Source organism: Alistipes sp. i18-0019-D1, assembly GCF_042852885.1.
Classification (GTDB): Bacteria; Bacteroidota; Bacteroidia; order Bacteroidales; family Rikenellaceae; genus Alistipes.
Map to the genome: position 1 here is coordinate 123,905 of NZ_AP031424.1, position 26,936 is coordinate 150,840.

General features: G+C 59.9%; 20 protein-coding genes and 1 other RNA gene. 4 read left to right on the top strand and 17 right to left on the bottom strand.

Features of this window, described 5'->3' with window-relative positions; translation table 11 throughout:
* Positions 1-54: 54 nt before the first annotated feature.
* The 10 genes from ACGHP5_RS00505 to mltG all read right to left on the bottom strand — a co-directional run bounded on the left by ACGHP5_RS00505 (position 55) and on the right by mltG (position 12,808).
* The gene (locus tag ACGHP5_RS00505; RefSeq protein ID WP_337757679.1) at positions 55-1,284 is read right to left on the bottom strand and encodes a DUF5689 domain-containing protein; all 1,230 of its coding nucleotides are present in this window, start codon (positions 1,282-1,284) and stop codon (positions 55-57) included.
* A gap of 18 nt (positions 1,285-1,302) precedes the next feature.
* Positions 1,303-4,134, bottom strand: a complete 2,832-nt coding sequence (locus tag ACGHP5_RS00510; RefSeq protein WP_337771553.1) for a TonB-dependent receptor — start codon at positions 4,132-4,134, stop codon at positions 1,303-1,305.
* 18 nt (positions 4,135-4,152) lie between these two features.
* Positions 4,153-5,187, bottom strand: a complete 1,035-nt coding sequence (locus ACGHP5_RS00515; protein ID WP_290531577.1) for an endonuclease/exonuclease/phosphatase family protein — start codon at positions 5,185-5,187, stop codon at positions 4,153-4,155.
* Between the two features lie 35 nt (positions 5,188-5,222).
* On the bottom strand, positions 5,223-6,449 hold the full coding sequence (locus ACGHP5_RS00520) for a DNA/RNA non-specific endonuclease (RefSeq protein ID WP_337657226.1): 1,227 nt from the start codon (positions 6,447-6,449) through the stop codon (positions 5,223-5,225).
* Between the two features lie 112 nt (positions 6,450-6,561).
* On the bottom strand, positions 6,562-8,913 hold the full coding sequence (locus tag ACGHP5_RS00525; RefSeq protein ID WP_390567824.1) for a hypothetical protein: 2,352 nt from the start codon (positions 8,911-8,913) through the stop codon (positions 6,562-6,564).
* A 247-nt stretch (positions 8,914-9,160) separates the two neighbouring features.
* On the bottom strand, positions 9,161-9,628 hold the full coding sequence (locus ACGHP5_RS00530) for a DUF4293 domain-containing protein (protein WP_276763440.1): 468 nt from the start codon (positions 9,626-9,628) through the stop codon (positions 9,161-9,163).
* Complete coding sequence (locus ACGHP5_RS00535) at positions 9,629-10,585, bottom strand: glycosyltransferase family 2 protein (protein WP_295905289.1); 957 nt, start codon at positions 10,583-10,585, stop codon at positions 9,629-9,631.
* A gap of 2 nt (positions 10,586-10,587) precedes the next feature.
* Positions 10,588-11,103 carry a DUF4199 domain-containing protein gene (locus ACGHP5_RS00540; protein ID WP_337657220.1) on the bottom strand — a complete coding sequence of 172 codons (516 nt, stop codon included), beginning with the start codon at positions 11,101-11,103 and terminating at the stop codon, positions 10,588-10,590.
* 67 nt (positions 11,104-11,170) lie between these two features.
* Positions 11,171-11,773, bottom strand: a complete 603-nt coding sequence (locus ACGHP5_RS00545) for an L-threonylcarbamoyladenylate synthase (protein WP_290531583.1) — start codon at positions 11,771-11,773, stop codon at positions 11,171-11,173.
* 21 nt (positions 11,774-11,794) lie between these two features.
* A complete protein-coding gene (gene mltG, locus ACGHP5_RS00550) occupies positions 11,795-12,808 on the bottom strand; it encodes an endolytic transglycosylase MltG (protein ID WP_390567827.1) in 1,014 nt (337 codons plus the stop codon).
* A gap of 47 nt (positions 12,809-12,855) precedes the next feature.
* Here mltG and ffs point away from each other — a divergent pair.
* Positions 12,856-12,954, top strand: an RNA gene (ffs, locus tag ACGHP5_RS00555) — signal recognition particle sRNA small type.
* 123 nt (positions 12,955-13,077) lie between these two features.
* A complete protein-coding gene (locus ACGHP5_RS00560; protein ID WP_337771547.1) occupies positions 13,078-14,019 on the top strand; it encodes a nitronate monooxygenase in 942 nt (313 codons plus the stop codon).
* A 23-nt stretch (positions 14,020-14,042) separates the two neighbouring features.
* Here ACGHP5_RS00560 and ACGHP5_RS00565 read toward each other — a convergent pair whose 3' ends face one another.
* Positions 14,043-14,864, bottom strand: a complete 822-nt coding sequence (locus ACGHP5_RS00565; protein WP_290531586.1) for an NYN domain-containing protein — start codon at positions 14,862-14,864, stop codon at positions 14,043-14,045.
* A 218-nt stretch (positions 14,865-15,082) separates the two neighbouring features.
* On the opposite strand from ACGHP5_RS00565, the gene ACGHP5_RS00570 reads away from it, so the two are divergent.
* Entirely contained in the window at positions 15,083-15,358 is a 276-nt protein-coding gene (locus ACGHP5_RS00570; RefSeq protein WP_290531587.1) for a putative quinol monooxygenase, read from the top strand.
* A gap of 57 nt (positions 15,359-15,415) precedes the next feature.
* On the opposite strand, the gene rd is transcribed toward ACGHP5_RS00570, so the two are convergent.
* The 3 genes from rd to ACGHP5_RS00585 all read right to left on the bottom strand — a co-directional run bounded on the left by rd (position 15,416) and on the right by ACGHP5_RS00585 (position 21,059).
* Positions 15,416-16,153, bottom strand: a complete 738-nt coding sequence (gene rd, locus ACGHP5_RS00575; protein WP_337657216.1) for a rubredoxin — start codon at positions 16,151-16,153, stop codon at positions 15,416-15,418.
* Positions 16,154-16,323: 170 nt separating this feature from the next.
* Positions 16,324-18,078: a hypothetical protein gene (locus ACGHP5_RS00580; RefSeq protein ID WP_337756215.1), complete on the bottom strand. Its 1,755-nt coding sequence runs from the start codon at positions 18,076-18,078 to the stop codon at positions 16,324-16,326.
* Positions 18,079-18,080: 2 nt separating this feature from the next.
* Entirely contained in the window at positions 18,081-21,059 is a 2,979-nt protein-coding gene (locus ACGHP5_RS00585) for a tetratricopeptide repeat protein (protein WP_337771541.1), read from the bottom strand.
* A gap of 112 nt (positions 21,060-21,171) precedes the next feature.
* Between ACGHP5_RS00585 and ACGHP5_RS00590 the strand changes: the two genes are divergently transcribed.
* Positions 21,172-21,579, top strand: coding sequence for an OsmC family protein (locus tag ACGHP5_RS00590; protein ID WP_390567831.1), 408 nt, complete (start codon positions 21,172-21,174; stop codon positions 21,577-21,579).
* Between the two features lie 48 nt (positions 21,580-21,627).
* Here the strand turns inward: ACGHP5_RS00590 and ACGHP5_RS00595 are convergent, their stop codons facing one another.
* Genes ACGHP5_RS00595 through ACGHP5_RS00605 form a run of 3 tightly spaced genes read right to left on the bottom strand, consistent with a single transcriptional unit; the run spans position 21,628 to position 26,931 of the window.
* Positions 21,628-22,866: a TolC family protein gene (locus ACGHP5_RS00595; protein WP_290531592.1), complete on the bottom strand. Its 1,239-nt coding sequence runs from the start codon at positions 22,864-22,866 to the stop codon at positions 21,628-21,630.
* Positions 22,863-25,895, bottom strand: coding sequence for an efflux RND transporter permease subunit (locus tag ACGHP5_RS00600; RefSeq protein ID WP_390567833.1), 3,033 nt, complete (start codon positions 25,893-25,895; stop codon positions 22,863-22,865). Before ACGHP5_RS00600 ends, ACGHP5_RS00595 begins: the two co-directional genes overlap by 4 nt.
* Before the next feature lie 7 nt (positions 25,896-25,902).
* Positions 25,903-26,931 (bottom strand): efflux RND transporter periplasmic adaptor subunit, encoded by a 1,029-nt coding sequence (locus ACGHP5_RS00605; RefSeq protein WP_290531594.1) that lies wholly within the window; start codon positions 26,929-26,931, stop codon positions 25,903-25,905.
* Positions 26,932-26,936 lie beyond the last annotated feature (5 nt).

Sequence of the window (26,936 nt, forward strand, 5' to 3'; positions counted from 1 at the left end):
AAAAAAAACTGCGACCCTCACCGGGCCGCAGTTTTTTATTGCTCAAACGCGGGATCAGTCACCTTCGTAGTCGTCGCCGCCGTTCTTCACGGGAGGCGTCAGCGACGAGGCGGGCGTATTGGCCCTGATCCACTCCTCGGAAAGCAGCGACTCGGGCGGGAAGTCGAGGTCCTCGATACGGCTCACCGAAATCTGGTACTGCGCCCAGTCGTTCGAACCGCCCTGGAAATCGCTCTGCTTCGCATAGATGCCGTAGATGCCGAGCACCGTGCCCTCCGTGCCGTCCTTCGGGATGGGTTTCATGGCGAACTGACTGTAACCGCTCGTACGGATGCCGTAAACGCCCGGGTCCGAAGTGTACTGCGCCGCATCGTTATAGCTCATCAGCACCGAACCGTACAGGCGGACGTTCTGCTCGCTGCTGTTGTAAGCCCAGCGATACCATGCGCCGAAGATGGGCGTTCCCCAGTCGGTCACGATCCAGCTCGGATAGGGATTCTCGTTCGAACCGCTCTTGAGGCCCGCAGGCGTCACGCCGTCCTGATTCTTAACACCCGCATAGCGGATCTTGATCTTGTTGAAACGCACCAGCCGGCCCAGATCGGCCTCGCCGAGCGACGTGTAGTTCGAAGCGTCGACCTCCTTGATGTCCGAAGGCTCCAGCGTCGTGTATTCGCCGCGGAAGACATTCAGGGCGGCAACCTTCGGGTTGTCGAGGTTCGAGTTGGCGTAGTACTTGTGGTTGCCGGCCGTGTTGATGCCGTCCGAAGGAGCGCCTCCGATCGAAAGCATCATGCGGTAGTTACCCAGGTAGAGTCCGTCGAGACGCACGTAAACCCACTGGCTCTTGATCGGCTTCGCCCCCAGGTCGAGCAGGAAATCGAGATAAAGACCGTTGTAGAGTTTCAACTCGATGCCGGCCGTACCGTCGTAGATATAGAGCGACTTGTAGATGTTGCCCTGCCGGTCGCTGCTGATCACCTTGCCCTTGATGTAGTAGTTAGCAGCCTCGGGCCAGCCCGACATACCTTCGAACTTGGTCTCCTCGGAGGTGAGGGTTCCGAACTTGAGGGTCTTGGTCGTGGCGAAATTGTCGTTGGTTCCCGTATTGGAGATCGGGCCGAACTTCTCCTTCACCTCCTTGATGGATACCGGTTTAAGCCCCATTGCGGCCATATCGTCGGCCGTATAGAGCTTCAGCGGAGCCGGAGTTTCGAAATCGTTGTAGCAGCTCACGGCCACGAGGCCGAACAAAACCGCCAATGTTATTTTAAGACTTTTCATAAATTGTTCTTTGCGCGATTAGAAACGGAAATAGACATTCAGGTAGTAGGTCGTACCGAACAGGTAGAAATACTTCGACGGGAAGCGGCCGTAAATCTGCTCGCCGCCGTTGCCCCGGACCTTGCTCATACGCATCTGTTCGTAACCGCCCGTGCGGATATCCTGATCGTTGAGGATGTTCTTCACCTCCAGGCTGAAACCGAGCATGTAGATGCGGTGGATATACCAGTTCTTGCCCACATTGGCGCTCAGCGTATACACACCGTCGAACTTCTCCTGCTTGCGGATGGTCTTGATGGCGCTGATGGCGGTCGCCTGCTGCTCGGGAGTCGCCGTGCCGGAAGTCAGCACGTTCGCATAGTACTTCACGGCCGTAGCGGTGCGGTACATCGGGTTCATCGAGAGGTAGAGGTTGTCGTAATAGTTGAAGTTCACGCCGGCAAACCAGTTACGCGGTCCGCGGTAATCGAGGCCGACGTTGAAAGCCAGCTGCGGTGAACTCTCCACGTGGTAACCGTCCCAGTTGACCCGGTCCTTCAGGACAATCTTGTCGATGTTGTCGACCGTCTGCACGAAGTCAGGATTCGAGGTGTAGGTGTAATCGCCCCAGCTCAAGGCACCCACGACCGAGAGACCGTTCCATACGGGAACCGAAAGACCCAGTTCGACGCCGTAGTGGCGCTTGTCGATGCCGCTCATCGCGAAGTTGGTGAACGAGCCGCGGCTATCGTCGTAGAACGAAATCACCTTCGACTGGTCCTCGATCGTCGTGTAGTAACCCGAAAGGCGGGCCTTCACGTAAGGCAGGTTGAGGTTATAGGTGAGATCGGCGGCGAAAACCTTCTCGGCCTTCAGGCCCGGCGTGGTCGTATTGCGCGTACGGGGCGATACGAAGGCCGTCGCGAACTTGGGCGCCTGCTGCATGTAGGCCACATTGGCCTCGAGCGAATGCGCTCCCGAGAACTTGTAGCCCAGCGAGAGTTTCGCATCGTAGGTCAGGTAGTCGAGTTTCTTCGAGTCGCCCTTCGAATTGTCGGGGAACAGGCCCTTGCGCCACATGCCCTCGCGGTACATGTTCGAGTAGCCGACCGATCCGGCGACACCCAGCGAGAACCCGCCGATACCCCACGTATAATTGGCCCAGGCGTTGGTTTCGAGCAGGTGCGCCCGGTAGTAGTAGCCGTATTTGTCACCCACGCGGGCGATGCGGGCGTGGCCCGTGGCCCAGTAGTAATCCAGGTCGTTCTGTGCGGCCGTCTCGCTGGCCATGTCGCGGTCGGCGAATTTGTCGATGTCGTACCAGTAGTCGCCGCCCATCAGGTCCTTGACCTGCGAATAGTAGTTCGTGCGGTTCACGCGCAGGTTCATGCCGCCGACGATACGCATGTTGTTGCGCATGTTGTGCTCGACGTTGGCCGCGAGGTTATAGTCGAGCTGGTCGGTGTGACGCTCCTCGATCATGTAGTTCGAACGGTATTGGTCGCCCATCAGCTTGGCGATCTTGGATTCCGTTTCGATGAAGTGGTTCCGGTCATAGAGCTGGTCGTAATCGATCAGACCGTCCCATACGCTTCCCGATATGATAGCATCCCGGTCGTAGAAATAGATCGTCTCGCCGGAGGTGATGCCCGGCACGATCTGCGTCTGATCCGACAGCGGCATATTGCGGTAGTAGTCGCCGCGGGGATCGGGGCCGCCGTTCCACGTCAGGGCCGAATAGCCGTTCTTGCCGAAACGCAGCGACGTGGCGGCGTTCAGGCGCGTGTTGCCCGACATGTCCCACGTGTAGTTCAGCATCACGATCGGCTCGTGGGTGTTACGCACGCGCGAGTTGCGGAGCTTGCCGGCCTGGTAACCCACATTGGGGTTGTAGTAATTGTTGCCGAACAGGGCGTAAGCCTCGTCGGTCGCAGCCTGCTGCGCGCCGCGCTCCGAAGGCGAGGCCAACAGCGTCAGCGCGAGGCGGTGGTTCTGTCCGAAAAGTTTCTCGGCCGATGCGAAATAGGAATAGGAATTGTAGTAAACGCCGTCCACATAGCCGTTGCCGCCCTGGCGGGTTCCCACCGAGAAGGCGTACGACCAGCCGTTATCCAACTGTCCCGAGCCGTAGGAAACCATCGCACGGAAACGGTACATCTGATTGCCGTTCGAAACGCTCACGCGGAATCCCTTGCGCATCTGCGAGGCGCGGGCGTTGACGTTGGTCATGCCGCCGATGCCGCCGATGCCGAAATCCGACGCTTCGAGTCCCGTGTAGTTCTCCTGGTTACGCGTCGCGTCGTTCAGTCCGCTCCACAGCGACCAGGGACCGTAGCCCGTCATGGCATCGTTGAAGCGGATGCCGTTCAGGTAGATGTCCGAGTACTGCGAATCGTAGCCACGGACGTTGAAGCGCATCTCGCTGAAACGGTACGACGCGATGTTGTTGAAGAGGTCCTTCGACGACGAGAGCGACGAAGGCAGCGCCTGCGTGTCCGACGACGACGAGTCGCTGTCGAATTCGGCGAAAACGGCGTCGTCCAGAACCGTGCCAGGACCCGACGGCACGATGATCACCGACTTGAGGTCCTGCACATGCTCATCGCCCACGCGGACCATCAGGTTGAGGTCCTCGAAGTCGGGCGTGGAAAAGAGCACCGTGTAGCTGCCGGCGGGAAGATTCTCGAAGATGAAGTTGCCGTCCTTGTCGGTCGTGGCCGTCAGACCCAGCGATTCGATCTTCACCTGTACATTGCTCAAGGCCACGCGACCGTTGCGCGAAACCACCTTACCGCGGATGCCTCCGTCCTGCGCATAGGACGTGAAGGTCACGGCGGCGAGCATCAGAATAAGTAGAACTTTGAGTTTCATACAAATATTTTAGAGTGTTTATTTGGCGATGTAGATATATACGGGGAAGTGGTCGCTGAAACCGCCCTGGAAATCGTTGCCCACGAACGTACGCAGCGGATAACCCTTGTACTGCCCCTCCTTCTGGATCATGTAGGGACGGCGGAAGATGCCTCCGTAGAATTTCGAGTTGCCGACGGGCTGGATTTTCAGACTGCCCGTGGAACCGGTGGCGAGGTTTTCCGAAACGATGATATTGTCGAACAGGTTCCACTCGTCGCGGTAAGCCAGCGTGCCGTAACCGGCCTTCAGCAGGCTGATGAAGGGGTTGAACATGTCGCCCTTGCCGACCTCCTTGATCTTGCCCTTGGCGTTCAGCCCCTCGACGATGCTGTCATCCGTAGCGTCGTCGTTCAGGTCGCCCATGATGACCACCTTCGTGGCCGGGTTGGCGGCGGTCACCGAGTCGACGATGTGCTTCACCTGCTTGGCAGCTGCCAGACGCTTGGGAGCCGAAGCCTCCTTGCCGCCCAGACGCGAAGGCCAGTGGCTCACGAGGAAGAAGAACGGCTCGTTGTCGATCGTACCCCACATCGTGACGAAATCACGCGTCTTGAAGTTCGGCAGTTCGGGCATCTTGAACGGAATGGCGGCGCTGCCCTCCAGTTTGAAAACGTCGGGACGGTAGTAGAACGCCACGTCGACACCGCGGGCGTCGGGCGAATCGTAATGCACGATGCGGTAGTTGCCGTGCGCGAGTTTGGGCTGCGCGATCACGTCCTCCATCACCGAGCGGTTCTCGATCTCCGAAACTCCGATCACGACGGGAAAATCCTTGTCCTCGGCAGCGATGTCGAACAGCACGCGTTCGAGGTTCCCGATTTTCTTGGTGTACTTGGCCGTGTTCCACTTTTTAGGCCCTTCGGGTGTGAACTCCTCATCGAGCATACCGGGGTCGTGGATGGTGTCGAACAGGTTCTCGAAGTTGTAGAAGACCACTTTGTAGGGCTTCTGCGCGAAGCATGCCACCGCGATCAGCGAGGCAAACAGTCCTGTCAAAAAGATTCTCTTCATAAACGTTTTTTGTTGTTAAGGTTCAATTCATTGTATCATAATCCCGACCAATCGGAAATGTTTTTCTGCGTCTTGACCGCATCGGCAACCGCAGGATCGAGATTGCGGAAAAACGTGAAACCAGTCAGTTCCTCGATCTCCTTCACCGTACATACTCCGTCCCTGGGAGACGTTGTGTCAGGATCATGGTATTCATTGGTAAACAAAAATCCAATGGCTTTCAACTCGTCGGCCGTACACTCCGAAATCTGCTTGTTAAGGTCTCCGCGCTGGCGTAATAGTACCTTCCAGCAATGCGACGGCACGGCAATCGGTCCGTTGGCATTGTTAATGGTCTTCGAATTCTTGAAAGCGGCTCCCGTTACCACATAGAGCGTATCGTATTTCCCCATACCGCCCCATCCGCGGACTTTCCCTTCCAATCCGGCCCAAAGTTTTTGATTGAACGTGCTGTTTTGAGGCATCATGTTCGTCGCATAATAGGTCATCCGATTCGGCTCATAATTATTATAGCGCGAGGCCTGCGGAAGCATATGACCACGGTCATATCCGCTGACTCCATAGCCGCGATCGATATATTGCTGATCGCTGATGGGAATCACGGGCATCTGGTCATTCGGATCATATCCGAATGCATTGACCCGGGACAACGCAGGAGTTTCGTACACTTTCCTGAAGATCGGATAAGCCACCCAATGGGAAATATGCTTGTCCAGATCGTAGCATACCGAATAGTTGCGCAATTTTCCGCCCGAAAAGAACTGGTTGCTGACAAACGTTGCAAAATAAGTCTTATAAATATATGCGTCATTGGAACGGTATTCCGGCTGCTCGCCCCACGAACGGTCGTAGTCGATGAACCCCGCCGCCTTCTGCGTCAGCGTCAGGGAGGTGGAATAACCGTTGGTATAGGTTACGTCGATCGTGGCTTTGCGATCGGCGTCGGAACTGTTTTGTTTCAAATAGAGGTACACCGGGTCGCCGACGTTTCCGCCGACGGAGGATACCTGCTTATTCAAATCGAACGAACACCACTCCGTATCCCCGCCCTGCGAGACGATCTGCGCCTCGAAGGTGATGCCCGAAGGACCCTGGGTCGAAATCCGGTTCGTTGTGGTTGAACTGCTCACGGTCTCTGCAACGAGCGTCGCGAGGGACTCCTTGTCGCCCCCGTCTTCCTTGTCGCCGCATCCCGCAAACAGGACAAGCATCGCCGACATCGTCACGAGCAGCGCGCCTATCTGTTTAATTTTCAACATCATTCAAAATAAAGTATAACATTTGGTCCGCAGACCCATTTAGAAACCAAACTCTTGACGGGGAGTTATCCCCGCCAAGAGTGGTTGGTTTTACAAGTCGGTTTCCTCGACTAATTTAGAACAGTTGGACTCCGAATACTACTGCACGACCATTTGAAGCAGTCGTAGTCTCAAAAGTAATCGTAGAAGCAGCCGTAAGGTCTGTCAACTCTACAATGTAGTAATCAGTATCATCCGACGGAGTTAAGTTTACAAAAGGAGGATTTCCTGTAGCTCCATCATTAGCCGTAAGTGTAAACGAAGTCTGACTTGCAGATCCGCCACCATTAACTTTGAGAGTCAACGCTGCTCCGTTCTTACCCTTCCATGCAACAGCATAGAACCCGAGTTTTTTCGTTCCAGTTACACCTACTGCCCCCGAAGTAAAACTGCCGACTTTGGAACTGGTTCCAATCTTGAAGCCACTTGCGTCCTTACCATTCGCCTTGGAATCATCTAAACCTGCAGGATTAGCCGTTGAAGCTCCATTTGAGATAAACTGGCTCATCGACGTATACGTTCCCTTTGTATCATTACCGCTAGATTCGGCTGCCTGTTTCAGTTCAACCTGATCCAAAACAGTACCATCTGCGGCCTTCAGTTTCAGAGTCGCTGCATAAGCGACACCCGAAGTGTTATTACCAATCGCATTAACCTTTACCGAAGTAGCCGTCACGTCGGAATAAGCGAACATAGAGGCATTAGTTCCGGCGAGTTCAAACGTAACTGCTCCTGCAGCTGCATTGGCCGTAAAATTAAGCATTTGCGCCTCCGGATTGGTTGCGGTGAAAATCGTCGGTTGAGTCGTGAACTCACCGCTCACTACAGTCGAGTTTTCCGTAACTTTGACACCCAGCGTCGTAAAATACTTTCCACCCGTAGCTCCAATGAACCAACCTTCTACATCAACACCCTTACCGTTGAGGTTTGCATCAACAACACCGGGATTCGGATAGGAAATCGAACCAACAGTCGTAGCACCGTTGACATTGACATTGTAATAGTCTCCATCGATGGTGAGTTCTCCGGTATACTTAACATATTTAATGACAGGGGCAGCGAAAAGAGCATCCATTCCGGCAGCATCCAGCGTTACCAGCGTAGGAGTAGGCACGGTTCCGGTCGATTCATTCTCAAGAATCAAATCCGTAGGGCCGATCTGCCACAGGCCACCATAACTGCTTGCCACACCTTTGATGGTGTATTTTTTACCGACACTGGGAACAGTAGGCGTAGGCATCAATTCTTTGTCATATTGATAAACCTGCATGATACCAGTAGCATCCTGCATCAGGAAACCACGCTGGTAGTTAGCAATAACAACAGCATCGTCGATCTGATAGTTCCCAGCAGCCGTAATCTGGCTGATAGTAGCTTTTTTATATTCAATAGCAGGAGCTTCACCGAGTTCCGGACCGTTACCGCCCTCGTAAAGTTTGAAGTCGTCGAGGCGCAATCCCTGGTGTCCGTCAACATTGCTTCCGGTAAAGGGATAATCGCTGAAGCGCACCGAAATCTTATCCGTCGAAACCGATGCAGGGAATTTGAACTCCGCAGTACAGAGGTACCAGCCACCCGTAGCGATCTTTTTAGCTGTAAATGCAACGGGCGAATAAGTCGTACCGCCATCGACGCTTACAGCAAACTTGATCGTCGAAGCATTGATCTCTGCGAAAACCGGAGTACCGCTGTATTTCTCCTGATCCAATGCCGTGAACGTAAAGGTGAAGTTGTTGTTGGTTCCGACATTGATATTCTCGATTTCGAATTTCGCAGTAGTCTTGCCGATATAAACATAGGGAGCACCCGAAACTTCGGATTTTTCGCTCTCTGTCGGCTCATAAAGCGCGCCGCTGTTACGAACCGAAGCATCGCTTCCTCCATAGGTAACAGCCTTCTGATCGAGCGAACCGCCGCGGGTCCAACCCTCGAACTTATCTACATAAGGCCAATAAGACCCGTCTTTCTCGACCTTCGTACCACAGTTCTCGCTGTAAAGAGCGTTACCCGTCGGAACATCGCTGTTGCTCTGTACGATCTTGATCGTAGCAGTCTTCGTGATAGGAATGCCCTCGAACGTGGAAGAAGCGGTCAGCGTAAGGTTAGCGGTGCGCTCTGCCGAAGCCTGACCCAGCGTGAAGGTAAGTTGCGTCGTACCGGTTTTGCCCGACATCGTGCTGGGAGTAACCCACTGCGAATCGCCGGCGTTATCGAATTTCAGGGTCCAGTCGCCTTTCGACACGACCTCAACGGTCTGGTCTATCTTGCCGCCTTCGAGTTTCCCGGCAAGCGTCACCGACTCTCCGCCATTTACGGTAATTTCGGGCATACCCGAATAGCCGTTGTCATCATCGTCCGAGCATGCGGTAAAAGCCGTCACGGCCAGCGCAGCACAGAACAATGTTTTCCAGAAATTTACTGCTTTCATAGAGTTGAGTGTTAGTTAAAAAATGTATTGTTTGTAGCCAAAATTCTTTAAAATCATTACATAATAGCAATATTATGCCTCAAAGTTAAAATTATTTTCCGGACCTGCAAAGGTTTGTAACATTCTTTTAATAATCAGATCGGTCCGAATTGCAAACCTTTTCCGCCCGAACGGTAGCCCGCCGATGGGGACAGAAGACCCGGAACATGCGCTCGGGCATACTCCGGGTCCAGTAGTATTCGGTCGATCAGCGTATTCTGTCGGCTGCGCGTACCAGCAGTTCGTCGCGGAAAACCGCACGGGCCGCCAAATAGGCAAACAGCAGACAGACCAGCGGCAGCACAATGGCGGGCTTGAAGCCCTGCGTATGGAACGACAGGTCGGAAAAGACCCGCCAGCTCAAAAAGTAATAGACGCCTTCCATCGCCAGGGAGCCTAACAGCAGCACCATTTCCACCACACAGAGGCGTATTTGCAGCAAACGGCGGCGGAACAGGAAAATCGTCACCAGCGGCAGCGCGCAGGCCAGCGCCAGCAGAACACCCATATAAACGGTGGACTGGACGACCTCCCCTCCGGCGGTTTTCAATCCGAAGGCGAAAAGCCCGAACTCGCCGGCGTCACCCGCAAACCACGCCAGCCCCGAAAAGAGCGTTACGGCCATAAGCGCCGCAATGATCAGCAAATAAAGCGTTTGGATTCGTTGTATCATCATTTACAAAGTTTTGTCGATCAGATATTTGTTCCGCTCGGAGGACCCTCTGTTGATCAGTTCACCCAAAAATCCGGCCAAAAACAGCTGAACTCCGAGAATTACGGCCAAAATCGCCAGATAAAACAGCGGCTGGTCCGCAACGGGCCGCAGGGGCAGGGCGTGGCACTGCTTCCAGAGTTTCTCGGCGATGATCCACACCGTCGTGCCGCCGCCGACGAGGAACATCAGCGTCCCGAGGCTGCCGAAGAAGTACATCGGCGAACGCCCGAAATGCGTCATGAACAGCACCGTGATCAAGTCCAGATACCCTTTCACCGTGCGTTCGAGGCCGAATTTCGAACAGCCGTACTTGCGGGCGCGATGGTCGACGACCTTCTCGCCGATGCGGCTGAACCCGGCCTGTTTGGCCAGGAACGGAATGAAGCGGTGCATCTCGCCGTAGACCTCGATGGCCTTCACCACCTTGCGGCGGTAGGCTTTCAGCCCGCAGTTGAAATCGTGGAGCCGGATGCCCGACGCGGCCCGGGCCGTCCAGTTGAAGAACTTGCTGGGCCAGCGTTTGCCGACGGGGTCGTGGCGGCGCTTTTTCCACCCCGAGACCAGGTCGTAGCCCTCTTCGAGGATCATGCGGCGCAGTTCGGGGATTTCGTCGGGCGAGTCCTGCAGGTCGGCGTCCATCGTGACGACGACCTCGCCTTCCGCCGCCGCGAATCCGCAGTAGAGGGCCGCGGACTTGCCGTAGTTGCGGGCGAAACCGATCCCCCGGATTGCCGGATACTGTGCCTTGAGCCGTTCGACCACCGTCCACGAGCCGTCCGACGAACCGTCGTCGACCAGAATAAGCTCGTACGAAAACCCGTTTTCGCGCATCACGCGGTCGATCCACGCCGCCAGTTCGGGCAGGGACTCCGCCTCGTTGTACAGCGGCACGACGACCGATATATCCAGTTTATCCATCCTTATTCGTTAGTGCCTTCCGAGAAAACGTCGGGATCACGCTTGGTGAAGGCAGCAATAAACAGACCGAAAAAGCCGCCCTTGATCGCCGAACCGAGCATTCCGCTGAAGATCTGCACCAGCGGCGAACGCATCAGTTTCATCATCATCTCGATCTGGTCGCCCGTGTAGAAACCGGTGTTCTCCAGCATGGCGATCGACGGGCCGATCATAGCCTCGTATCTGGCCGCAAAGAGCCAGTTGGAGGCGACGCCCATGAAGGCGCCCTCGATAAACCCGGCGCAGAGCATCACGCAGACCATGAAGCCCAGGCACTGCCCGTAACTGTATCCCCTGGCCCCGAACCGTTCCACACGGCGCTTGGTGAGATAACCCAGCAGCAGGACGAAAATGACAAGCGACAGCAGGGACAGCAGCGTGTTCTGCACGTAAAAGCCCAGCACGTCGAAAAGGATTGCGGCCAGGGCCATGATCACGCCGTATTTCGCGGCATCGTTCCAGAAATTTTTCTTCTCCATTCTTCTATTTTGTTTTTTAACGCTCCGAGACGCCCATCCTGCCGCACAGCGGCATCACTCCCCCTCGCTATTGCAGCTCTCCCCTGCCTTCGCGCAGTATCTCCGGCTCGTCGCCCGTCAGGTCCACGACCGTCGTGGGGACGTTGTCGCCGATGCCCCCGTCGATGACCAGCGCGACCTCATGGCCGTAACGCTCGTGGATCAGTTCGGGATCGGTCGTATACTCCACCACCTCGTCGTCGTCCTTGACCGACGTGGTGATCATCGGACACCCCAGCGCCCCGACCACGGCCCGCGCGACGGGGCTGGCCGGAATGCGGACTCCGATCGTGCGGCGCCGTTCGAGCGCCTTGTCCGGAATGCGCGCCGAAGCCGCCAGCACGAAGGTGAACGGCCCGGGCAGGTTCCGTTTCAGAATCCGGAAAACGGCATTGTCCACCCGGCAGTACTCCGCGACCTGGGCGATGTTTTCGAAGACCACGGTGAACTTCTCCTCGCTCTTGCCCCTGATGCGGCGCAGCCGCTCGATGGCTCTCGGCGAGCGCAGCGAACAGCCGAAGGCATAGACGCTGTCGGTGGGATAGATGATGATTTCATCCCGCTCCAGGGCGTCTACGACGCGCTGCAACTCCTTCTCCGAAGGGTTCTGTTCGTATATCTTCGCAAGCATGGGATGACAAAGATACAAAAATTATTTAATCTTCCGCCGATTGAGTTCGTCGCTGTATGCCCGGGCGTTTTTATTGTGCTCGCGCAGGGTTTTGGCGAAGTTGTGGTAACCGTCGAACTCGGGACGCGCGCAGAAGAAGATGTAGTCGTGCTTTTCGTAGTTCAGCACGGCGTCGATGGCATTCTTCCCGGGCATGCAGATCGGCGAGGGCGGCAGTCCCTTGTTCACATACGTGTTGTAGGGCGAATCGTATTTCAGGTGGCGGTAGAGGATGCGGCGCAGGCCGAAATCCTGCATGGCGTACTTCACCGTCGGGTCGGCCTGCAGCTTGATGCCCTTCTTCAGGCGGTTGACGTAGACCCCGGCCACGCGGGGCATCTCGTCGACCCTGCGGGTCTCCTCGTAGACGATCGAGGCCAGCGTCATCACCTCCAGCCGGCTCAGCCCGCTGCGCTTGCGCTTGGCGTCGCGTTCCTCCGTCCAGAAACGGTCGTATTCGCGCTTCATGCGCTTGACGAACTCCCCGGGCGTCACCGTCCAGTAGAACTCGTAACTGTCGGGAATGAACATCGAAAAGAGCGTCACGCTGTCGAATCCGACCTCCGCGGCCAGCTCCTTCGAGGTCAGCGCCTGCATGATCGCCGTGGAATCGGCGTCGATCTGCCGCGCGAGTTTATGCGCCAGCTGGGCCGGGATGCGCACGTTGTTGATCGTCACACGCACGGGCGTCTGCATCCCCAGTTTGAGCATGCGCGCGATTTCGATGACGCTCATGCCATGTTTGAGCACGTAACGCCCGGGCTTGAAGGTTTCGGCCAGGTTGATCCTCCGGGCATAGGCGTCGAAGGCCCGACGGTGTTTGATCTGCAGCAGCAGCGAATCCACGACCTGCCCGTATTCGGCACGGGCACTCACGTAGAGGTCCCGCTCCGTAACGACCGCATTTCCATAGAATTGCTGCCGCAGGACAAGTCCGGCGCCGGCCGCCAGGACCAACGCCGCCAGCACTCCCCAACCTAATATTTTCTTACGCATTTCAGTTTTTTTTTGCAAAGATATAAAATTTTCCTACTTTTGTGCCCGGGTGAGTCTTGCACGACCAGCTCCTACAGAATCCCCCAGGCGAGGAATCGAGCAAGGGTATGTGGTCGTAGCGGTGCGATGTAAGTAGCTCACCCTTTTTTTCATAACGGTGCTTTGACCCGGCGGGTCGAAACACCGTTTTTTTGCACATACCTCCCGAACCATCCGCTCCCGTTTTGGAAAAATAGTTGTATCTTGATCCCGCAGAAAACCAGAAAACGATGGAAAACAGAATCACGACCCTTTTCGGCATCCGCTACCCCGTCGTCGCAGGCGGGATGGTCTGGTGCAGCGGCTGGCGGCTGGCCGCCGCCGTCAGCGAGGCCGGCGGGCTGGGGCTGATCGGCTCCGGCTCGATGACCCCCGAACTGCTGCGCGAGCACATCCGCAAATGCCGTGCGGCCACCTCCCGGCCGTTCGGCGTCAACGTGCCGCTGGCCTACCGTTATGCGCCCCGGCTGATGGACGTCGTCACGGAAGAGCGCGTCCCGGCGGTCTTCACCTCGGCGGGCAATCCCGCAACCTGGACCGCACGCCTGCACGACGCGGGCTGCCGCGTGGCGCATGTGGTGTCGAGTTCGAAATTCGCGCTCAAGAGCCGCGAGGCGGGCGTGGACGCCGTGGTGGCCGAAGGTTTCGAGGCCGGGGGTCACAACGGCCGCGAGGAGACGACGACGATGGCCCTCGTCCCGCAGGTGCGGCAGGCCGTCGACCTGCCGCTCATCGCCGCAGGAGGCATCGCCACGGGAGCCGGTATGCTGGCCGCTTTCGCCCTGGGCGCCGAAGGATGCCAGCTGGGGACGCGCTTCGCGCTGTCGCAGGAGAGTTCGGCCTGCGAGGCATTCAAACGGCGGTGCGTAGAGGTGCAGGAGGGCGGCACGATCCTGACGCTCAAGAAGGTCATGCCGACACGCCTCGTCCGCAACGACTTCTGCCGCACGGTCGAGGAGGCCGAATCGCGCGGCGCCGGTGCCGAAGAATTGTCGGCCCTGATCGGCCGCGGACGCCCGAGACGGGGAATTTTCGAAGGCGACCTCGACGAAGGGGAGCTGGAGATCGGACAGATCGCCGCGCTCATCGAAGACCTGCCGCCGGCCGGCGAGATCCTCCGCCGTCTCGTCGCCGAATACGAAGCCGCCCGCGGGAGCCTCGGTCCGCTCTGATCACTCCCGGAATACGGAAAGCCCTACCCCACCCGGTTACGGACGTAGACCCGCTGCTGCTCCGTCTTCATGTCGATGGCATCGGAAAGCGCCCGGACCAGGAGCGAAAGTTTCTTGTAGCCGTAGTTGCGGGGGTCGAAATCCGGCATCTTCTTCGACAGCACGCTGCCCACGTCGCCCAGAGAGGCCCAGCCGCTGTCGTCGGCAGCGTCGTCGATCGTGTTCTCCAGCAGCGTGCGGAATTCGTCGTCGAACGGACGGATGATCGTCGAGGCGTGCCCCGCATCCGGCGACGGCTTCTTCTCCCCGGCGGTGTCGGCGACCGGACCCGCAGGCGCTTCAGTCCCGGCGGGTCTCTTCGCGTCCGCCTTTCTCTTCGCAGGGGCCGCCTTCTCCGGAGGCGGCGTCTGCCCGAGGATTTCGACGTAGATGAATTTGTCGCAGGACTTGATGAACGGCTTCGGCGTCTTCTTCTCGCCGAACCCCAGCACCTCCCTCCCCGATTCGCGGATACGGCTGGCCAGGCGCGTGTAGTCGCTGTCGCTCGACACGATGCAGAACCCGTCCACGCCCTCCTTGTGCAAAATGTCCATCGCGTCGATGATCAGCGCCGAATCGGTCGCGTTCTTGCCCGTCGTATAGGCGTACTGCTGAATGGGCGTGATGGAATTTTCCAGCAGCACCTCCTTCCAGGCGGCGGATTTCGGGTTGGTGAAATCCCCGTAAATGCGTTTTATCGTCGGCGTGCCGTAGTTGGCGATCTCGTCCAGAATATCCTTAATCTTGCGGTGCGAGATGTTGTCGGCATCGACCAGCACCGCGAATTTCTTGTCGTTCAGTTCCATAATGAATCCGGTTAAAAGCACAAGATACGAAAAATTCCGGCAACTCGCTCCCCGGAGCCGCCGGACGACTCCCCGCAGGCTTCTCCCCGAGCCGTCGCAGAAGCGGAACTCCCGGCCGGGTTTCCGCAAAAGTTAACAATTTGTTTCCGCAGGCGGCACACCGTCACCGAAAAATTCGTTATATTTGCAAAACGACAAAACCAAAAAACGGGAAAACAATGATACGTCTCAATGTATTTATCCGCACGACGGAAAGCAACCGCGAAGAACTGGTGCGCACGGCCAAGGAGCTGGTCGCCGCTTCGCTCAAGGACGAAGGATGCGTGGCCTACGACCTGTTCGGAAGCGCCACGCGCGGCGATGTGCTGATGATCTGCGAAACCTGGAGCAATGCAAAGGCCCTCGCGGCCCACGAACAGGCGCCGCACTTCACGACCCTCGTGCCGCGCCTGGAACAGCTGGGCGAACTGAAAATCGAGAAGTTCGTCTTCTGATCCGCTCCCGCGATCCGGGCAAAAAAACCTCCGCGCATCGGCGCGGAGGTTTTTCGTTTACTCCTCGATGGCCTCGAAGTCGGTCTTGTAGAGTCCGCAGATCGGGCAGGTCCAGTCGTCGGGAATCTCCTCGAACGGCGTCCCCGGCGCGATGCCCGTCTCGGGATCACCCTTCGCAGGGTCGTAGACGTAATCGCAGGCCGTACACTTGTACCGTTTCGGGATGCAGCGGTCGGCGACCTTTTGCCAGTCGATCAGCTCCCAGAATGCCGCCAGGAAATCGGGACGGCGGTTGCGGTAGTCGATGTAATAGGCATGCTCCCAAACGTCGACAGTCATCACCGGACGCAGTCCGTCGGTCATCGGGTTGCCGGCGTTGGGCTTGGCGACGACCGACAGTTTCCCGGCCTTGTCCATCGCCAGCCACGCCCATCCGGAGCCGAACAGCCCCACGGCGGCCTTGGTGAACTGCTCCTTGAAAGCCTCCACCGAACCGAACGCCTCGGTGAGTTTGGCGGCCAGTTTAGCGGGCATCGGCTGCTGCGCGGGGGTCAGCATTTGGAAAAAGAAGGTATGGTTCCAAGCCTGGGCGGCATTGTTGAAAACGCCCCCGTCGGCCTTGCGGACGATCTCATCGAGCGACATCTCCTCGTAAGGTGTCCCCGCGATCAGGTTGTTCAGGTTGTTCACATAGGTCTGCAAATGCTTTCCGTAGTGGTAATCGAAGGTCTCTTTGCTCATCTTCGGAGCAAGCGCTTCCGGTGCATAGGGAAGCTCGGGCATTGTATGTTTCATAGTCGTGTGAATTAAATCTGCTCTAATTTAGCGAAAATTCCGACCGGTTCTCCCCGCCAGCCGAAAATGATCATCAATTAAACGAATTGTCGTCTTTCGCAAGGCGTCAAAAAACGGGGGCTTTTCGGAAAAAGCCCCCGTTCTGCAAACCCGCTCCGGCGGAAACGGTTTCAGAAATTGGCCTTGACGCCCACCGTGAAGCTGGCTCCCAGTTCGGGATACCAGGGGTATTCGTACAGGCAGCGGTTGACGAGGTTGCGGCCCTCGGCGAAGAGCGTCACGCGGCCCGAAACCTTCCAGTCGAAATTCACCCGCAGGTCGACGCCGAAGGGGGCTTCGAACGGTTCGCCCGGCACAATCCCAACGATAACGGAACCCTCGGCAGGCTCCGGCTCGTAGTTGAGCGTCGTCCAGCGGCGCACGCCCTGCATCAGCGCCTTCACCCCGAACGAGACCTTGCGGCCCTCGAAGGCGACGCCGATGTTCCCGGCGAACGACGGAGCACCGTTTTTCAGGTCCGTCTCGTCGTTGTAGAGGTAGCCGTGCACGCCCAGGTCGAATTTCAGCGCGCTCACGGGCCGGAACTCGATCTCGCCGTTGAACGAAGTGACGGTCTGCCGCGCCATTTCGGGCACGAACGCCCCCGAAAAAGCCGTGCCCGCGGCAAAGCCTTCCGGGTGAAGCGGGACATTCGTCCAGTAAAGATGGTTGTCGCGGATCGAAATCCCGGCGTAAACACGGTAGTCGAAGCGGCTGCGCCACAGGCTGCCGCCCAGTCCGAGGCGGAAATTGTAATCTACGGAACTCTTGTCGAGCCACGTCGAGGAGGCGACATAGGGATTCTCCAGCGTCAGTGTCCGGAAGTCGTTGGGCGCCACCGCGCCGTCGGCCTCGAAGAAGGGTTTCAGCCCCGGCGTTCCGAGGTTGAAATCGAGCCGCGCATAGGGAATGACGTAATTCCCGCTCTCCACGAGCGGATCGGGAATCCAGTCCCCCGACTCGATCCGGTCGTGATAATAGTCGGCCCCCACGTCGAGGCGCACGACCCCGCCTGCAAAACCGTAGCGCAGGGCGGCGTGGATCAGCTGCTGGTTAGTGCCCTCCAGGGATTTCTGCCCCGCCGACAGCCCGTAGCCCGCCTCGACCGAAAAATAACTGCGGCCGAATCCGCGGGCGAGTTTCGCCCGGGCTTCGAGCGCGGTCTGGCGGGCCTTGTCGCCGTAATCCGGCCACTCGGAGTGGTCGAAGAACATGCCCCCGCGCAAGGCTATTTCAAAGTTCGTGCGGCTCAAGTCCTGGAAATTGTCCCCGAAACGCACCGCGACGTTCGCATCGCCGTAGTCGTTCATCCCGCCGGGAGTGAACGATTCGGAAACCCCATCGCCATAGGCTCCGTAGCGGTGATACATCCGGTTGTCGTAGTAAATGTCGCCTTCGAGGACGTGCCGGCCGAAATACTTGCCCGCGGCGGCCCCGATGCGGTTGAACATCCGCGTCGAATTGTTCTTCACCCCGAAATCGTTTTTAATATCGGCGTACCGCCCCTCGTGGTTGACGTAGCCCACGACGTAGCCCGTCGAGGGGTTCTGCGACGAGGCGTAGAAGTCCAGCACCGAGTTGAGCGGATACCCCGCCCCGGCCTTCACGTAGAAGGGCAGCGGGCGGTTGAACTCCCAGTAGGTCACCGTCGCGGGGCGGATCGGACGCGTCGAGAGCGTCGTGCGCAGCGACAGCGGCGTAATGGTGTAGTCGATTTCGGGGCGCATGCGCGCCGTGTCGGTCATGTCGGGCTGGACAGGCAGTTTCGAGGCGCTCTCCACCTTCGGGACATAGGCCTTGGTCACTTCGACCTGCTTTTCGACCTGCGCCGCAGCCAGCTGCGGCAGCACCGCCGCGAGGGCGGCCACTATCAGCATCTTCTTCATCGTCAGTTGAGTTTTGCGATTCGCGCCTTCGCTTCGTCCACGATGCCGTCATCGGCAGGCGAATAACCGTCGGCGACACTCTGCCACGTTGCACGGGCCTGGAAATTATCCCCTTTCTTCACATACACGTCGCCCAGCAGGATGAAGGCTTTGGCCAGCCAGTAGGCCTGCGGCTCCCGTTCGGAGAAGGCGAAGACCTCCTTTTCGGTCTTGTCCATGTCACCGCCCCCGAACGTGGATTCGATCACGTAATAGGCCGCCTCGGAACCCTCTTTCGTGCGCACGTCCTTCGCAAGTTCGCGGTAGAGCTTCACGGCCTCGTCGCGGCGGCCTTCGGCGCGCAGCTGCCCGGCCCAGGCGTATTTCGCCTCGCGGAGCGCCACGGCCCCCGCGTCGTCGTGCCCGCAGACGTCGGCCGCCATCGCGGCGATCTTCGCCCCGTCGCCTCCGGCCACCGTCGCACGCACATAGCCCTTCATGGCCTCCTCGCGGCCCGTTTTGGTCGGCGCGGCGTCGTAGAGCCGGCGGTAGGCCGAGGCGGCCTCGTCCCAGCGTTCGTCGGCATAGGTCATCTCGGATAGTTTCTCCAGCACGGCGACCGTGTACTGGGTCGTCCCCCGGCCGGCCAGCGCCGTCAGCGTCTCGATGGCCTCCCCGCGCTCGCCCGAACGGAGGTAGCAGTCGCTCAAATAGTAGAGTGCGTCGGTCAGGTAATACCCCTTCGGATAGCTCTGCACATAGCTGCGCAGCGACTTCGCGGCAGCCTCCTGATGTCCGTCAAGGTAGAGTTTCTGCGCCGCGGCGAACGACAGCGAGTCGCGCGAAAGGGCCGTCAAGTCGCTCTCCAGGCCGGCTTTGGCGGCATAGTCGAAATAGGCGTCGGCGTCGCCCTGCGAAACGTAGATCTCGCGGATCGACTGCATAGCACCCCTGGCTTCGGAGGAGTGGGGCGACGCCCCGACCACCCGATCGTAATACTCGAGCGACTTTTGCTTGTCGCCCAGATTCAGGTAGGCCAGCCCGAGGTCGGACAGCGCCTGCGTGCAGCGGGGCGACGACGGATAGGCGGCCACGAACTTTTCGAGCTGCGCGGCGCCCTCGGCATACTTCTCCTGCGCGATGTAGCTGCGTCCCAGCTCGTAGGAGGCTTCGTCGGCATAGTCGCCGCCCGAAGCGACGATCTGCCGCAGAGCCTGCTGCTTCTGGTCCGTACGGCCCAGAATGCCGAGCGTCACGGCCCGTTTGTAACGGGCATATTGCTGTTCGGGCGTCGCCAGGGCGATGGCCTTGTCGTACTCCCCCACGGCCTCCTCGAAACGGCGGTCGGAATAGGCGGCGTCGCCCAGCCGGTTATAGGCGTCGGCACGGTAACGGTCGCGGGGCGACCAGGCGGCGAGGAACTTCCGGAATGAAGCCTGCGCCTGCCCCAGGTCGTTGCGGTCGAAGGCGCAGTAACCGAGATTGTACCACGCCAGCGCATACTCCCGCTCGGTGCGGGGCGCACGCTTCAGGTAGGCGTTGTATTTGGCCGCCGCCACCGGATAGTCACCCTGCGCGAAAGCGATTTCGCCCTGCCAGAAAGCATTCAGCGCGGTGTATTTGGGGCTGACGTTCACCGCAGCGGATTCCGTGAGGTAACGCTGCGCTGCGCGCATGTCGCCCGCCTTGTAGGCCTCCAGAGCGCGGAAATAGGTGATCTTCTGCAACGCCGCACGGATGTCGGCATCGCCCGAGGGCATCTGTTTGATGGCCCTGTAAGCGGCGTCGTAGTCGCGGGAGTTGTAGTAGGCGGCGATCAGCAGCGCGCGGGCCTCCCCCACGCGCGGCGACGAGGGATAGCGTTCGACATAGCGCGTCAGCACGTTGATCGCCCCGTTGAAGGCGCCGCCGCCCAGCTCGTACTGCAATTTGGCATAGTTGAACAGCGCATCCTCGGCCACCGTCGCGTCGAGCGACTCGTCGGAAGCCATCGCGAAAGCCTGCATCGCCGACTCCTTGTCCCCGGCGCGCAGGTAACAGTCGGCCAGGTGGTAGGAGGCGTTCTGCGTCAGGGCGTCCTCGGCGCCGCACGCCTTGCGCAGCCACTCCGCGGCCTCCGCATAGCGGGCCGTACGGTAGAGCGAGAAGCCCTCCAGGTAGCTGGCGTCGCGGTCCATCTCCCCGCCGGACTTCCGGAAAGCCGCGAGGTGCTCCAGCGTCTTGTTGAAATCCTCCAGCCGGAACCACGATTCGGCCATCACGCGCTCCAGTTCGGCACGCCGCTCGGGAACGGCCCGGCGGGCCAGCGCCTCGCCGTTTTCGACCACGTAGCGGTAGTTGCCCTCGCGGAATTCGATCTGCAGGAGGTAATAGGGAACCACGTCGCGGTAGGCGTCGCTGCGCAGGAGCGTCGTGAAGGCCTGCTTCGCACGGCCGTAACGTCCTTCGGCGTAGTCGATATAGGCTTTGTAGTAACGGGCGTGGTCGACGTATTCGCTGCGGCTGCCGATGCGGTCGAAATAGTCGTAGGCCTTCCGGTAGTCGCCCCCGGCGAACTCGACGTAGCCCATGCGGATGTCGTACTGCTCGCGGCGCGGCGCGCTCAGCGCCTTGTAATCGGTCTGTCCGAAGGCCTCGCGGGCCTTTTCCATGTTCCCCGCGGCACAGTAGAACGAACCGAGCGCGAAACGCACGTCGTTGGCGTAGACCGATTCGGGATAACGCTCCGCGAATTCGCGCAAGGCCCCTTCGGCGTCGGGACTGCCCAGCTCCACGGCGCAGGCGGCCAGGTAAAATTCCGCCTCCTGGGCCAGCAGGCGGTCCGAAGGCGTCAGCGCCGCCCTGACGCGCAGGAATTCCTGCCGGGCGTCGCTCCAGCGTCCGTAATCGAACAGATCGCGGGCGCGCCCCGCAAGGGTCTCTATTTCAGGCCCGGCAGCCTGCGCACCGAAGGCGCACGCCGCAAGGGCAAGGGTCAGCAATGAAATCCGGAATCTTCGCATACGCACATATTCTCTAATAGACGGGCAAATATAAGAATTTTTGCCCAGCTTTCCACGTCCGGCGGAACGGAATTTGCCCTTCAACGGTCGTTCAACAAAAATTCCGAGACTTATGATCGAAAAAGTAACTTTGCAAATGACCGGAGAGGGAAAATTCCGGGTCGAAAGCGGCTCCGGATGCGAGGAGATGAATCCCAAGAAACTGCTGCTCTACGCCGCCGCCCAGTGCTCGGGCCAGACGGCGCTGATGATCATGCAGAAGGAGCACATCACGCCCAAACGCTTCGAAATCAGCTACTCGGGCGAGTTATCTGCAGAAACGGTTCAATCCGAAAGCGTATACCGCTCGTTCCATGTGGTTTACAACATCGAGTGCGACACCGAGGACGACCAGGCGAAGGTCGGCCGCGCAGTGGAGCTGACACACGAAAAGTACTGCGGCATGGTGCAGATGCTGCACAGGATCGCACCCGTGTCGCGCGAAATCGCGGTGGTCAGCACCCAGCCGGCGAAGGCGTAAAACGCCCGGCGGCAGGAAAAAACGGCGGAGAATCTCTCCGCCGTTTTTCTATTGCGCCGTGATGCGCTGGTAGTCGGAGACCGCCACAGCGTAGTTGTAATGCGCCTTTATGGCGTTGGAATAGAGCTGAATCCAGCTCAACTGGGCCTGCAGGACATCGAGGATGGTCGCCAGGCCTTCGCCGTAGGAATAGGTGCTGATGGAGAGGTTCTCGCCCGCGATGCGGAGGCTCTGCTCCGAGGCGTCGACCTGCGCGCGGCTCTGCACGAGAGCCGTCCAGCCGTTCATCTCCTCGCGCACGATGTCGTCGTGCACGAGCGCTGCCGACCACTCCTGCTGCAACTGCACGGCGCGTGCGGCCCCCACGGCACGGCGGCGTTCGCCCCAGTGGAAAATCGGCACGGAGAGTTTCACGAAGGCCGATCCGTCGACGTAGGTCGCGCCCGTGCTGTTGGGGTAATAGGGCTGCCACATGCCGCCGATCCCCACGCTCAACTGCGGATTGAACGGCGCACGGACGGCCCGGATCCCCGCCTCAGCCTGCTCCGAACGCAGCCGCGCGGCGGCATAGTCGGGACGCCGCTCCAGCGCCTCGGCCGCCACGACCCGTCCGGGCATCGGCAGCGAGTCGCGGATGCCCTGCGCGAGCTGTACGCCGAGCGCGGCGTCGGTCCCGCGGAGGATGTTGAAGTTGTGGAGCGCGACCTCGTAGCTCTGCTCGGCGTTCACGAGCGAATATTCGGCCTCGCTCAACCGTGCGTCGATCATCAGCACGTCGCCCTTGGCGATGTAACCCTCCGAAAAGCGGCGGTCGACGATCTCCTTGAGCGAACGGATGATAGCGACGTACCGGCGCATCGAGGCGACGTAGAGCTCCACGGCCGAGAGGTTCCAGTAGGCGTAGTCGGCGGCATAGCGCACGTCGAGGCGCGAAAACTCCTCGTCGCACAGCGCGATGTCGTAGCCCAGTTCGGCCTGCCGGGCCGCGGCCCGCACCGCACCGCCGCCGTAGACGGTCTGCACCAGCTGCGGCTGGAGGCTGAACGTCCAGCGCTCCACGCCGTCGAAATGGCGTACGGTCGCCGTGAAACTGCCGTCCATCGCGAGCCGCGGCAGGTAGCCCGTGCGGGCCTGCCCCGCCGTCTCGGCCGCCGCATCGCTCTTCGAGGCGGCGATCTTCAGCTGCCAGCTGTAATCGGCCACGGCAGCGCGGTAGTCGGCCAGCGAGGTCTGCCCCAGCGCCGGGGCGCAGAGACAAAGGGCGATTATCGAAACTGTTATCTTCATGGCTTGCGGATATTGTAGAACAGCGCGTAGACCACCGGCAGGACGCAGACCGTCAGCAGCGTGGCGACCAGCAGTCCGCCCATGATCGTGGCGGCCATCGCGCCGAACATCGAGTCGAACAACAGCGGCAGCATGCCCAGGATGGTCGTTCCCGAGGCCATCGCCACCGGGACGATACGGCTGCGCGTCGCCGAGGTCAGGGCCTCGTAGGGGTCCTTGCCCGCGGCCCGCAGCACGCCGATCTGTTCGACGAGCACCACGGCGTTCTTGATGTTCATGCCGACGAGCCCCAGCAGTCCCAACAGGGAGAAAAAGTTGAACACCTTGCCCGTGACGGCCAGCCCCAGCACCACGCCGATAAAGATCAGGGGGATCATCAGCAGGATGACGACCGGTTCGCGGTAGTTGCGGAACAGCAACAGCAGGACGATGAGGATGAGCACCAGCGTCAGCGGCATGTATTCGGCCAGCGCCTCGTTGGACTCCTGCTGGCTCTCCTGCTCGCCGAAGACCTTCATCGAGTAGCCCTCGGGAAGCACCACGGCGCGGTCCACCGAATCGCGCAGCGCGGCGAAAAGCTGCATGGTGTTGACCCCGCGGCCCGGGTCGCATTGGGCCTTCATCACCCGCTGGCGGTTGAAACGCTTGATGACGCCCGGCCGGAAATCGAAACGGAATCCGTCGGTCGCCTGCTCGATCGAAAAGACCTTGCCCGAAGGATTGAAGATCGGCAGGGCCTGCAAATTGGTCAGGTTATACGAACCGATGTTCTCGTCCTTCAAAAGGATCGGCATGAACTGGTCGCCCTCGCGGTATTCGCCCAGCGTGTACCCCTGCGTGGCGATGGTGATGCCGCGGGCCATCTGACTGCGGGTGATGCCGATGCGCTGGCCCTTCATCTGCGAATAGAGCGGCTGCCACATCGGCACGCGGTTGCCCCAGCCGTTGCGGACGTTCACCGCCCCGGGCGTATTCCACATTGCCTGTTCGGCCCGGGCCGTCAGACGGCGCAGGGTATCGACATCGTCGCCGATGAAACCGAATTCGATGGCCGCATCGGGCACGGGCGAGAGTTTGAACAGCGACGAGCGCAGCCACACGTCGGGAAAGTTTTCGGTGACGTGGGCGTTGAAACGCTCCTCGACGGCCGCAGTCTGCCGCTTGTCGTGCAGCTCCACGAGAATATTGCCGAAATTGGGACGCATCGAGACGCTGCTGCTGGCCAGGTAATAGCGCGGCGGCGTGGACCCGAGCGTCATCGAGACGGTCTTCACCTCGGGCTGTGCGCGCAGCCACTCCTCCATGGCCACGAGGTTGCGCTCCGTGTCGCGGATGTTGTAGCCCTCGGGCAGCAGCACGTCGGCCCGGAAATAGGGCTTGTCGAGCGACGGAAAGAAGTTCTGGGGCATCAGCCCCATGACGACCAGCGAGAGGGCGAACAGCCCCGCGACCGTCGCCGCGACGGCCCACCGCCACCGCAGCAGGGCGGCCAGGAAACCGTCGAAGGCGCGGTAGAAACGCGTGTCGTAGGGATCGCCGGCGGCGGGTTTCACCTTGAGCATGAAATTGCCGAACAGCGGCGTCTGCGTCAGGGCCAGCACCCAGCTCAACAGCAGCGAAAGGGCCAGCACGACGAACAGCGGCTTGACGATCTCGGCCACCGACGAGGGCGCGAGGTACAGCGGCAGAAACGAGAATATGGCGATCAGCGTAGCTCCCAGCAGGCTCCACCGCGGGGCGTTGGCTCCGTCGACGACGGCGCTGCGGCGTGCCGCGCCCCGCAGCATGGCCTGTTGTGCATTGTCGGTGACGACGATGGCGTTATCGACGAGCATGCCCATCGCGATGATGAAACCGGCGAGCGACGTGCGGTTCAGCCCCTCGCCCAGAAACTGCATCAGGAGCAGCGTGCCGCCGATCGAAAAGAGCAGCGAACTGCCGATCAGCACCCCGGCGCGGAAGCCCATGACGAGCATGATGATCCCGATGACGATCGCAACCGACTCGGCGAGGTTGAGGATGAACGTGGAGTTGGCCTCCCGGGCGATGCGGTTCTCGGGATAGAGCACCGTCAGCTCCATGCCCAGGGGCATCTGCCGCGTGAGGGAAGCCAGCAGCGCATCGATCTTCGCTCCGGTCTTCACCACGTCGACGCCGTCCTCGGTCGAGACACCGATGCCCACGGCACGGCGGCCGTCGACGCGCATCATCGTCTGCGGCGGCTCGGCGTAACCCCGCTCGACGCGGGCGATGTCGCCCAGGCGGTACTGTTTGCCCGAGGAGGAGATCAGCAGCTGGTTCGAAAGGTCGTCGAGCGTCTTGTAGGTCCCGTCTTCGAGAATCTGGATCTGGAGTTTCCCGGCCTGCTTCTCGCCGCTGTCGACGATGGAATTCTGCTGGCCGATGGTCGCGACGATGGTTTCGGGACGGATGGCGAAATTGGCCAGCGTCGCCATGCTGACGTAGACGTTCACCACGGGCGTCTGCTCGCCGTAGAGGGCCACCTTCTGCACGCCGTCGACCGTCACGAGCGCCGTTTTGAGCCGCTGCGCCCAGTCGCGCAGTTCGGACCAGGTGAACCCCCCGTCGACCGAAAGCCCGTAGTAGATGCCGTACACGTCGCCGAAATCGTCGGCGACGGTCACCGCCGAAGCCCCCGCGGGCAGACGCGGCTGGACGTTGAGCACCTTGCGGCGCAGTTCGTCCCACAGCTGCGGAATCTCCCCGGCACGTGTGGCCGGGTCCAGTTCGACCTGTATTTTCGAAAGTCCGTAGTAGGATTCGGAGGTGATTTTGTGCACGAGGCGCATCGACTGCACCTCGCGTTCGATGGGTTCGGTGATCAGTTCCTCGACCTCCTGCGGCGTAGCCCCCGGATAGGAGCAGACGAGCGACGCCGACTTGATGACGAAGACCGAATCCTCCTTCTTGCCCAGCGTGGCGAAGCCCAGGGCGCCTCCCGCCAGCAGCACGGCGAGGAAGAACCAGATGACCTTGGCGCTGCGCAGCGAATATTCGGGTAGGTTCATGGCGGCGTCAGTTTAAGATGCGGACCCGTTCGCCCTCGCGCAGTTGGTAAACCCCCGCCGTGACGACCCGTTCGCCGGGTGCAACGCCGCTGTCGACAACCACCCGGTCACGGCCGAACAACTCCCCGAGCTTCACCTCGCGGCGCGTGACGTGGTCGCCCGCGCCGACGATCCAGACATAGGTTCCGCCCCCGGCCGGGGCGTAGACGGCCGAAACGGGCAGCGACACGGCATCGGGAACGGGATCGGCGCTCAGCATGGTGATCGTGCACGACATGCCGGGCGAGATGCGGTAACGGGCCGGATCGGGGTTTTCGAGGGTCAGCGACACGGGGAATCCCGAGGCGTCGGACGAGGTTTCGACATACTCTTTCAGGCGGGCCGGAATGGCCGCGCCCCGGTAGTTGTCGAACTCGACGGTGAAGCGCGTAGAGCTGTCCCGCAGCAGCGACAGCCCGTTTTCGGGCAGCGTGAACTGGACGGTCGCGGTGACGGGATTGACCAGCCGGAGAATCGGCTGTCCGGCCTGCACACGTTCGAAATTATCGACGTACTTGCGCTCGACGACCCCGGCGAACGGGGCCTTCAGGCGCGTATCCTTCAGCAGGTCGAGGGTGTTCTCGTAAGTCGACCGGGCCTGCGCATAGCGCGTCGCGGCCGCTTCGGCCTCCTGCCGCGATACCGCCTCGTGCTCCAGGAGCCGCTGCATGCGCTGCTGCTGCGAGCGGGCCTCCTCGAAGGCCGATCGGGTCGCCGCGACCTGCAACTCGAGGTCCCGAGGGTCGAGTTCGGCGAGCAGCTCCCCCTTCTTCACGCCCGCGCCCTGCGAAACGGGGACGTCGAGGACCTGCCCCGCCACCTTGAAGGCGAGGTTCACAGCGTCGTCGGGAGTAGCCATGCCGGCGAAATCCTTGTCGATAAGCCCCGCGCCGGCAGCCGTCGTGACCTTCACGGGACGTACCACCGCAGGTGCGGGCGTCTTACGGGAACACGCCCCGGCAAGCAGGGCGATCACTAAAATAGGGATGATTCGCATACGAA

Excerpts from the sequence above, each read along its gene's own strand:
- ACGHP5_RS00505 (WP_337757679.1), bottom strand. The coding sequence starts at position 1,284 with ATGAAAAGTCTTAAAATAACATTGGCGGTTTTGTTCGGCCTCGTGGCC.
- ACGHP5_RS00510 (WP_337771553.1), bottom strand. The coding sequence starts at position 4,134 with ATGAAACTCAAAGTTCTACTTATTCTGATGCTCGCCGCCGTGACCTTC.
- ACGHP5_RS00515 (WP_290531577.1), bottom strand. The coding sequence starts at position 5,187 with ATGAAGAGAATCTTTTTGACAGGACTGTTTGCCTCGCTGATCGCGGTG.
- ACGHP5_RS00520 (WP_337657226.1), bottom strand. The coding sequence starts at position 6,449 with ATGATGTTGAAAATTAAACAGATAGGCGCGCTGCTCGTGACGATGTCG.
- ACGHP5_RS00525 (WP_390567824.1), bottom strand. The coding sequence starts at position 8,913 with ATGAAAGCAGTAAATTTCTGGAAAACATTGTTCTGTGCTGCGCTGGCC.
- ACGHP5_RS00530 (WP_276763440.1), bottom strand. The coding sequence starts at position 9,628 with ATGATGATACAACGAATCCAAACGCTTTATTTGCTGATCATTGCGGCG.
- ACGHP5_RS00535 (WP_295905289.1), bottom strand. The coding sequence starts at position 10,585 with ATGGATAAACTGGATATATCGGTCGTCGTGCCGCTGTACAACGAGGCG.
- ACGHP5_RS00540 (WP_337657220.1), bottom strand. The coding sequence starts at position 11,103 with ATGGAGAAGAAAAATTTCTGGAACGATGCCGCGAAATACGGCGTGATC.
- ACGHP5_RS00545 (WP_290531583.1), bottom strand. The coding sequence starts at position 11,773 with ATGCTTGCGAAGATATACGAACAGAACCCTTCGGAGAAGGAGTTGCAG.
- mltG (WP_390567827.1), bottom strand. The coding sequence starts at position 12,808 with ATGCGTAAGAAAATATTAGGTTGGGGAGTGCTGGCGGCGTTGGTCCTG.
- ACGHP5_RS00560 (WP_337771547.1), top strand. The coding sequence starts at position 13,078 with ATGGAAAACAGAATCACGACCCTTTTCGGCATCCGCTACCCCGTCGTC.
- ACGHP5_RS00565 (WP_290531586.1), bottom strand. The coding sequence starts at position 14,864 with ATGGAACTGAACGACAAGAAATTCGCGGTGCTGGTCGATGCCGACAAC.
- ACGHP5_RS00570 (WP_290531587.1), top strand. The coding sequence starts at position 15,083 with ATGATACGTCTCAATGTATTTATCCGCACGACGGAAAGCAACCGCGAA.
- rd (WP_337657216.1), bottom strand. The coding sequence starts at position 16,153 with ATGAAACATACAATGCCCGAGCTTCCCTATGCACCGGAAGCGCTTGCT.
- ACGHP5_RS00580 (WP_337756215.1), bottom strand. The coding sequence starts at position 18,078 with ATGAAGAAGATGCTGATAGTGGCCGCCCTCGCGGCGGTGCTGCCGCAG.
- ACGHP5_RS00585 (WP_337771541.1), bottom strand. The coding sequence starts at position 21,059 with ATGCGAAGATTCCGGATTTCATTGCTGACCCTTGCCCTTGCGGCGTGC.
- ACGHP5_RS00590 (WP_390567831.1), top strand. The coding sequence starts at position 21,172 with ATGATCGAAAAAGTAACTTTGCAAATGACCGGAGAGGGAAAATTCCGG.
- ACGHP5_RS00595 (WP_290531592.1), bottom strand. The coding sequence starts at position 22,866 with ATGAAGATAACAGTTTCGATAATCGCCCTTTGTCTCTGCGCCCCGGCG.
- ACGHP5_RS00600 (WP_390567833.1), bottom strand. The coding sequence starts at position 25,895 with ATGAACCTACCCGAATATTCGCTGCGCAGCGCCAAGGTCATCTGGTTC.
- ACGHP5_RS00605 (WP_290531594.1), bottom strand. The coding sequence starts at position 26,931 with ATGCGAATCATCCCTATTTTAGTGATCGCCCTGCTTGCCGGGGCGTGT.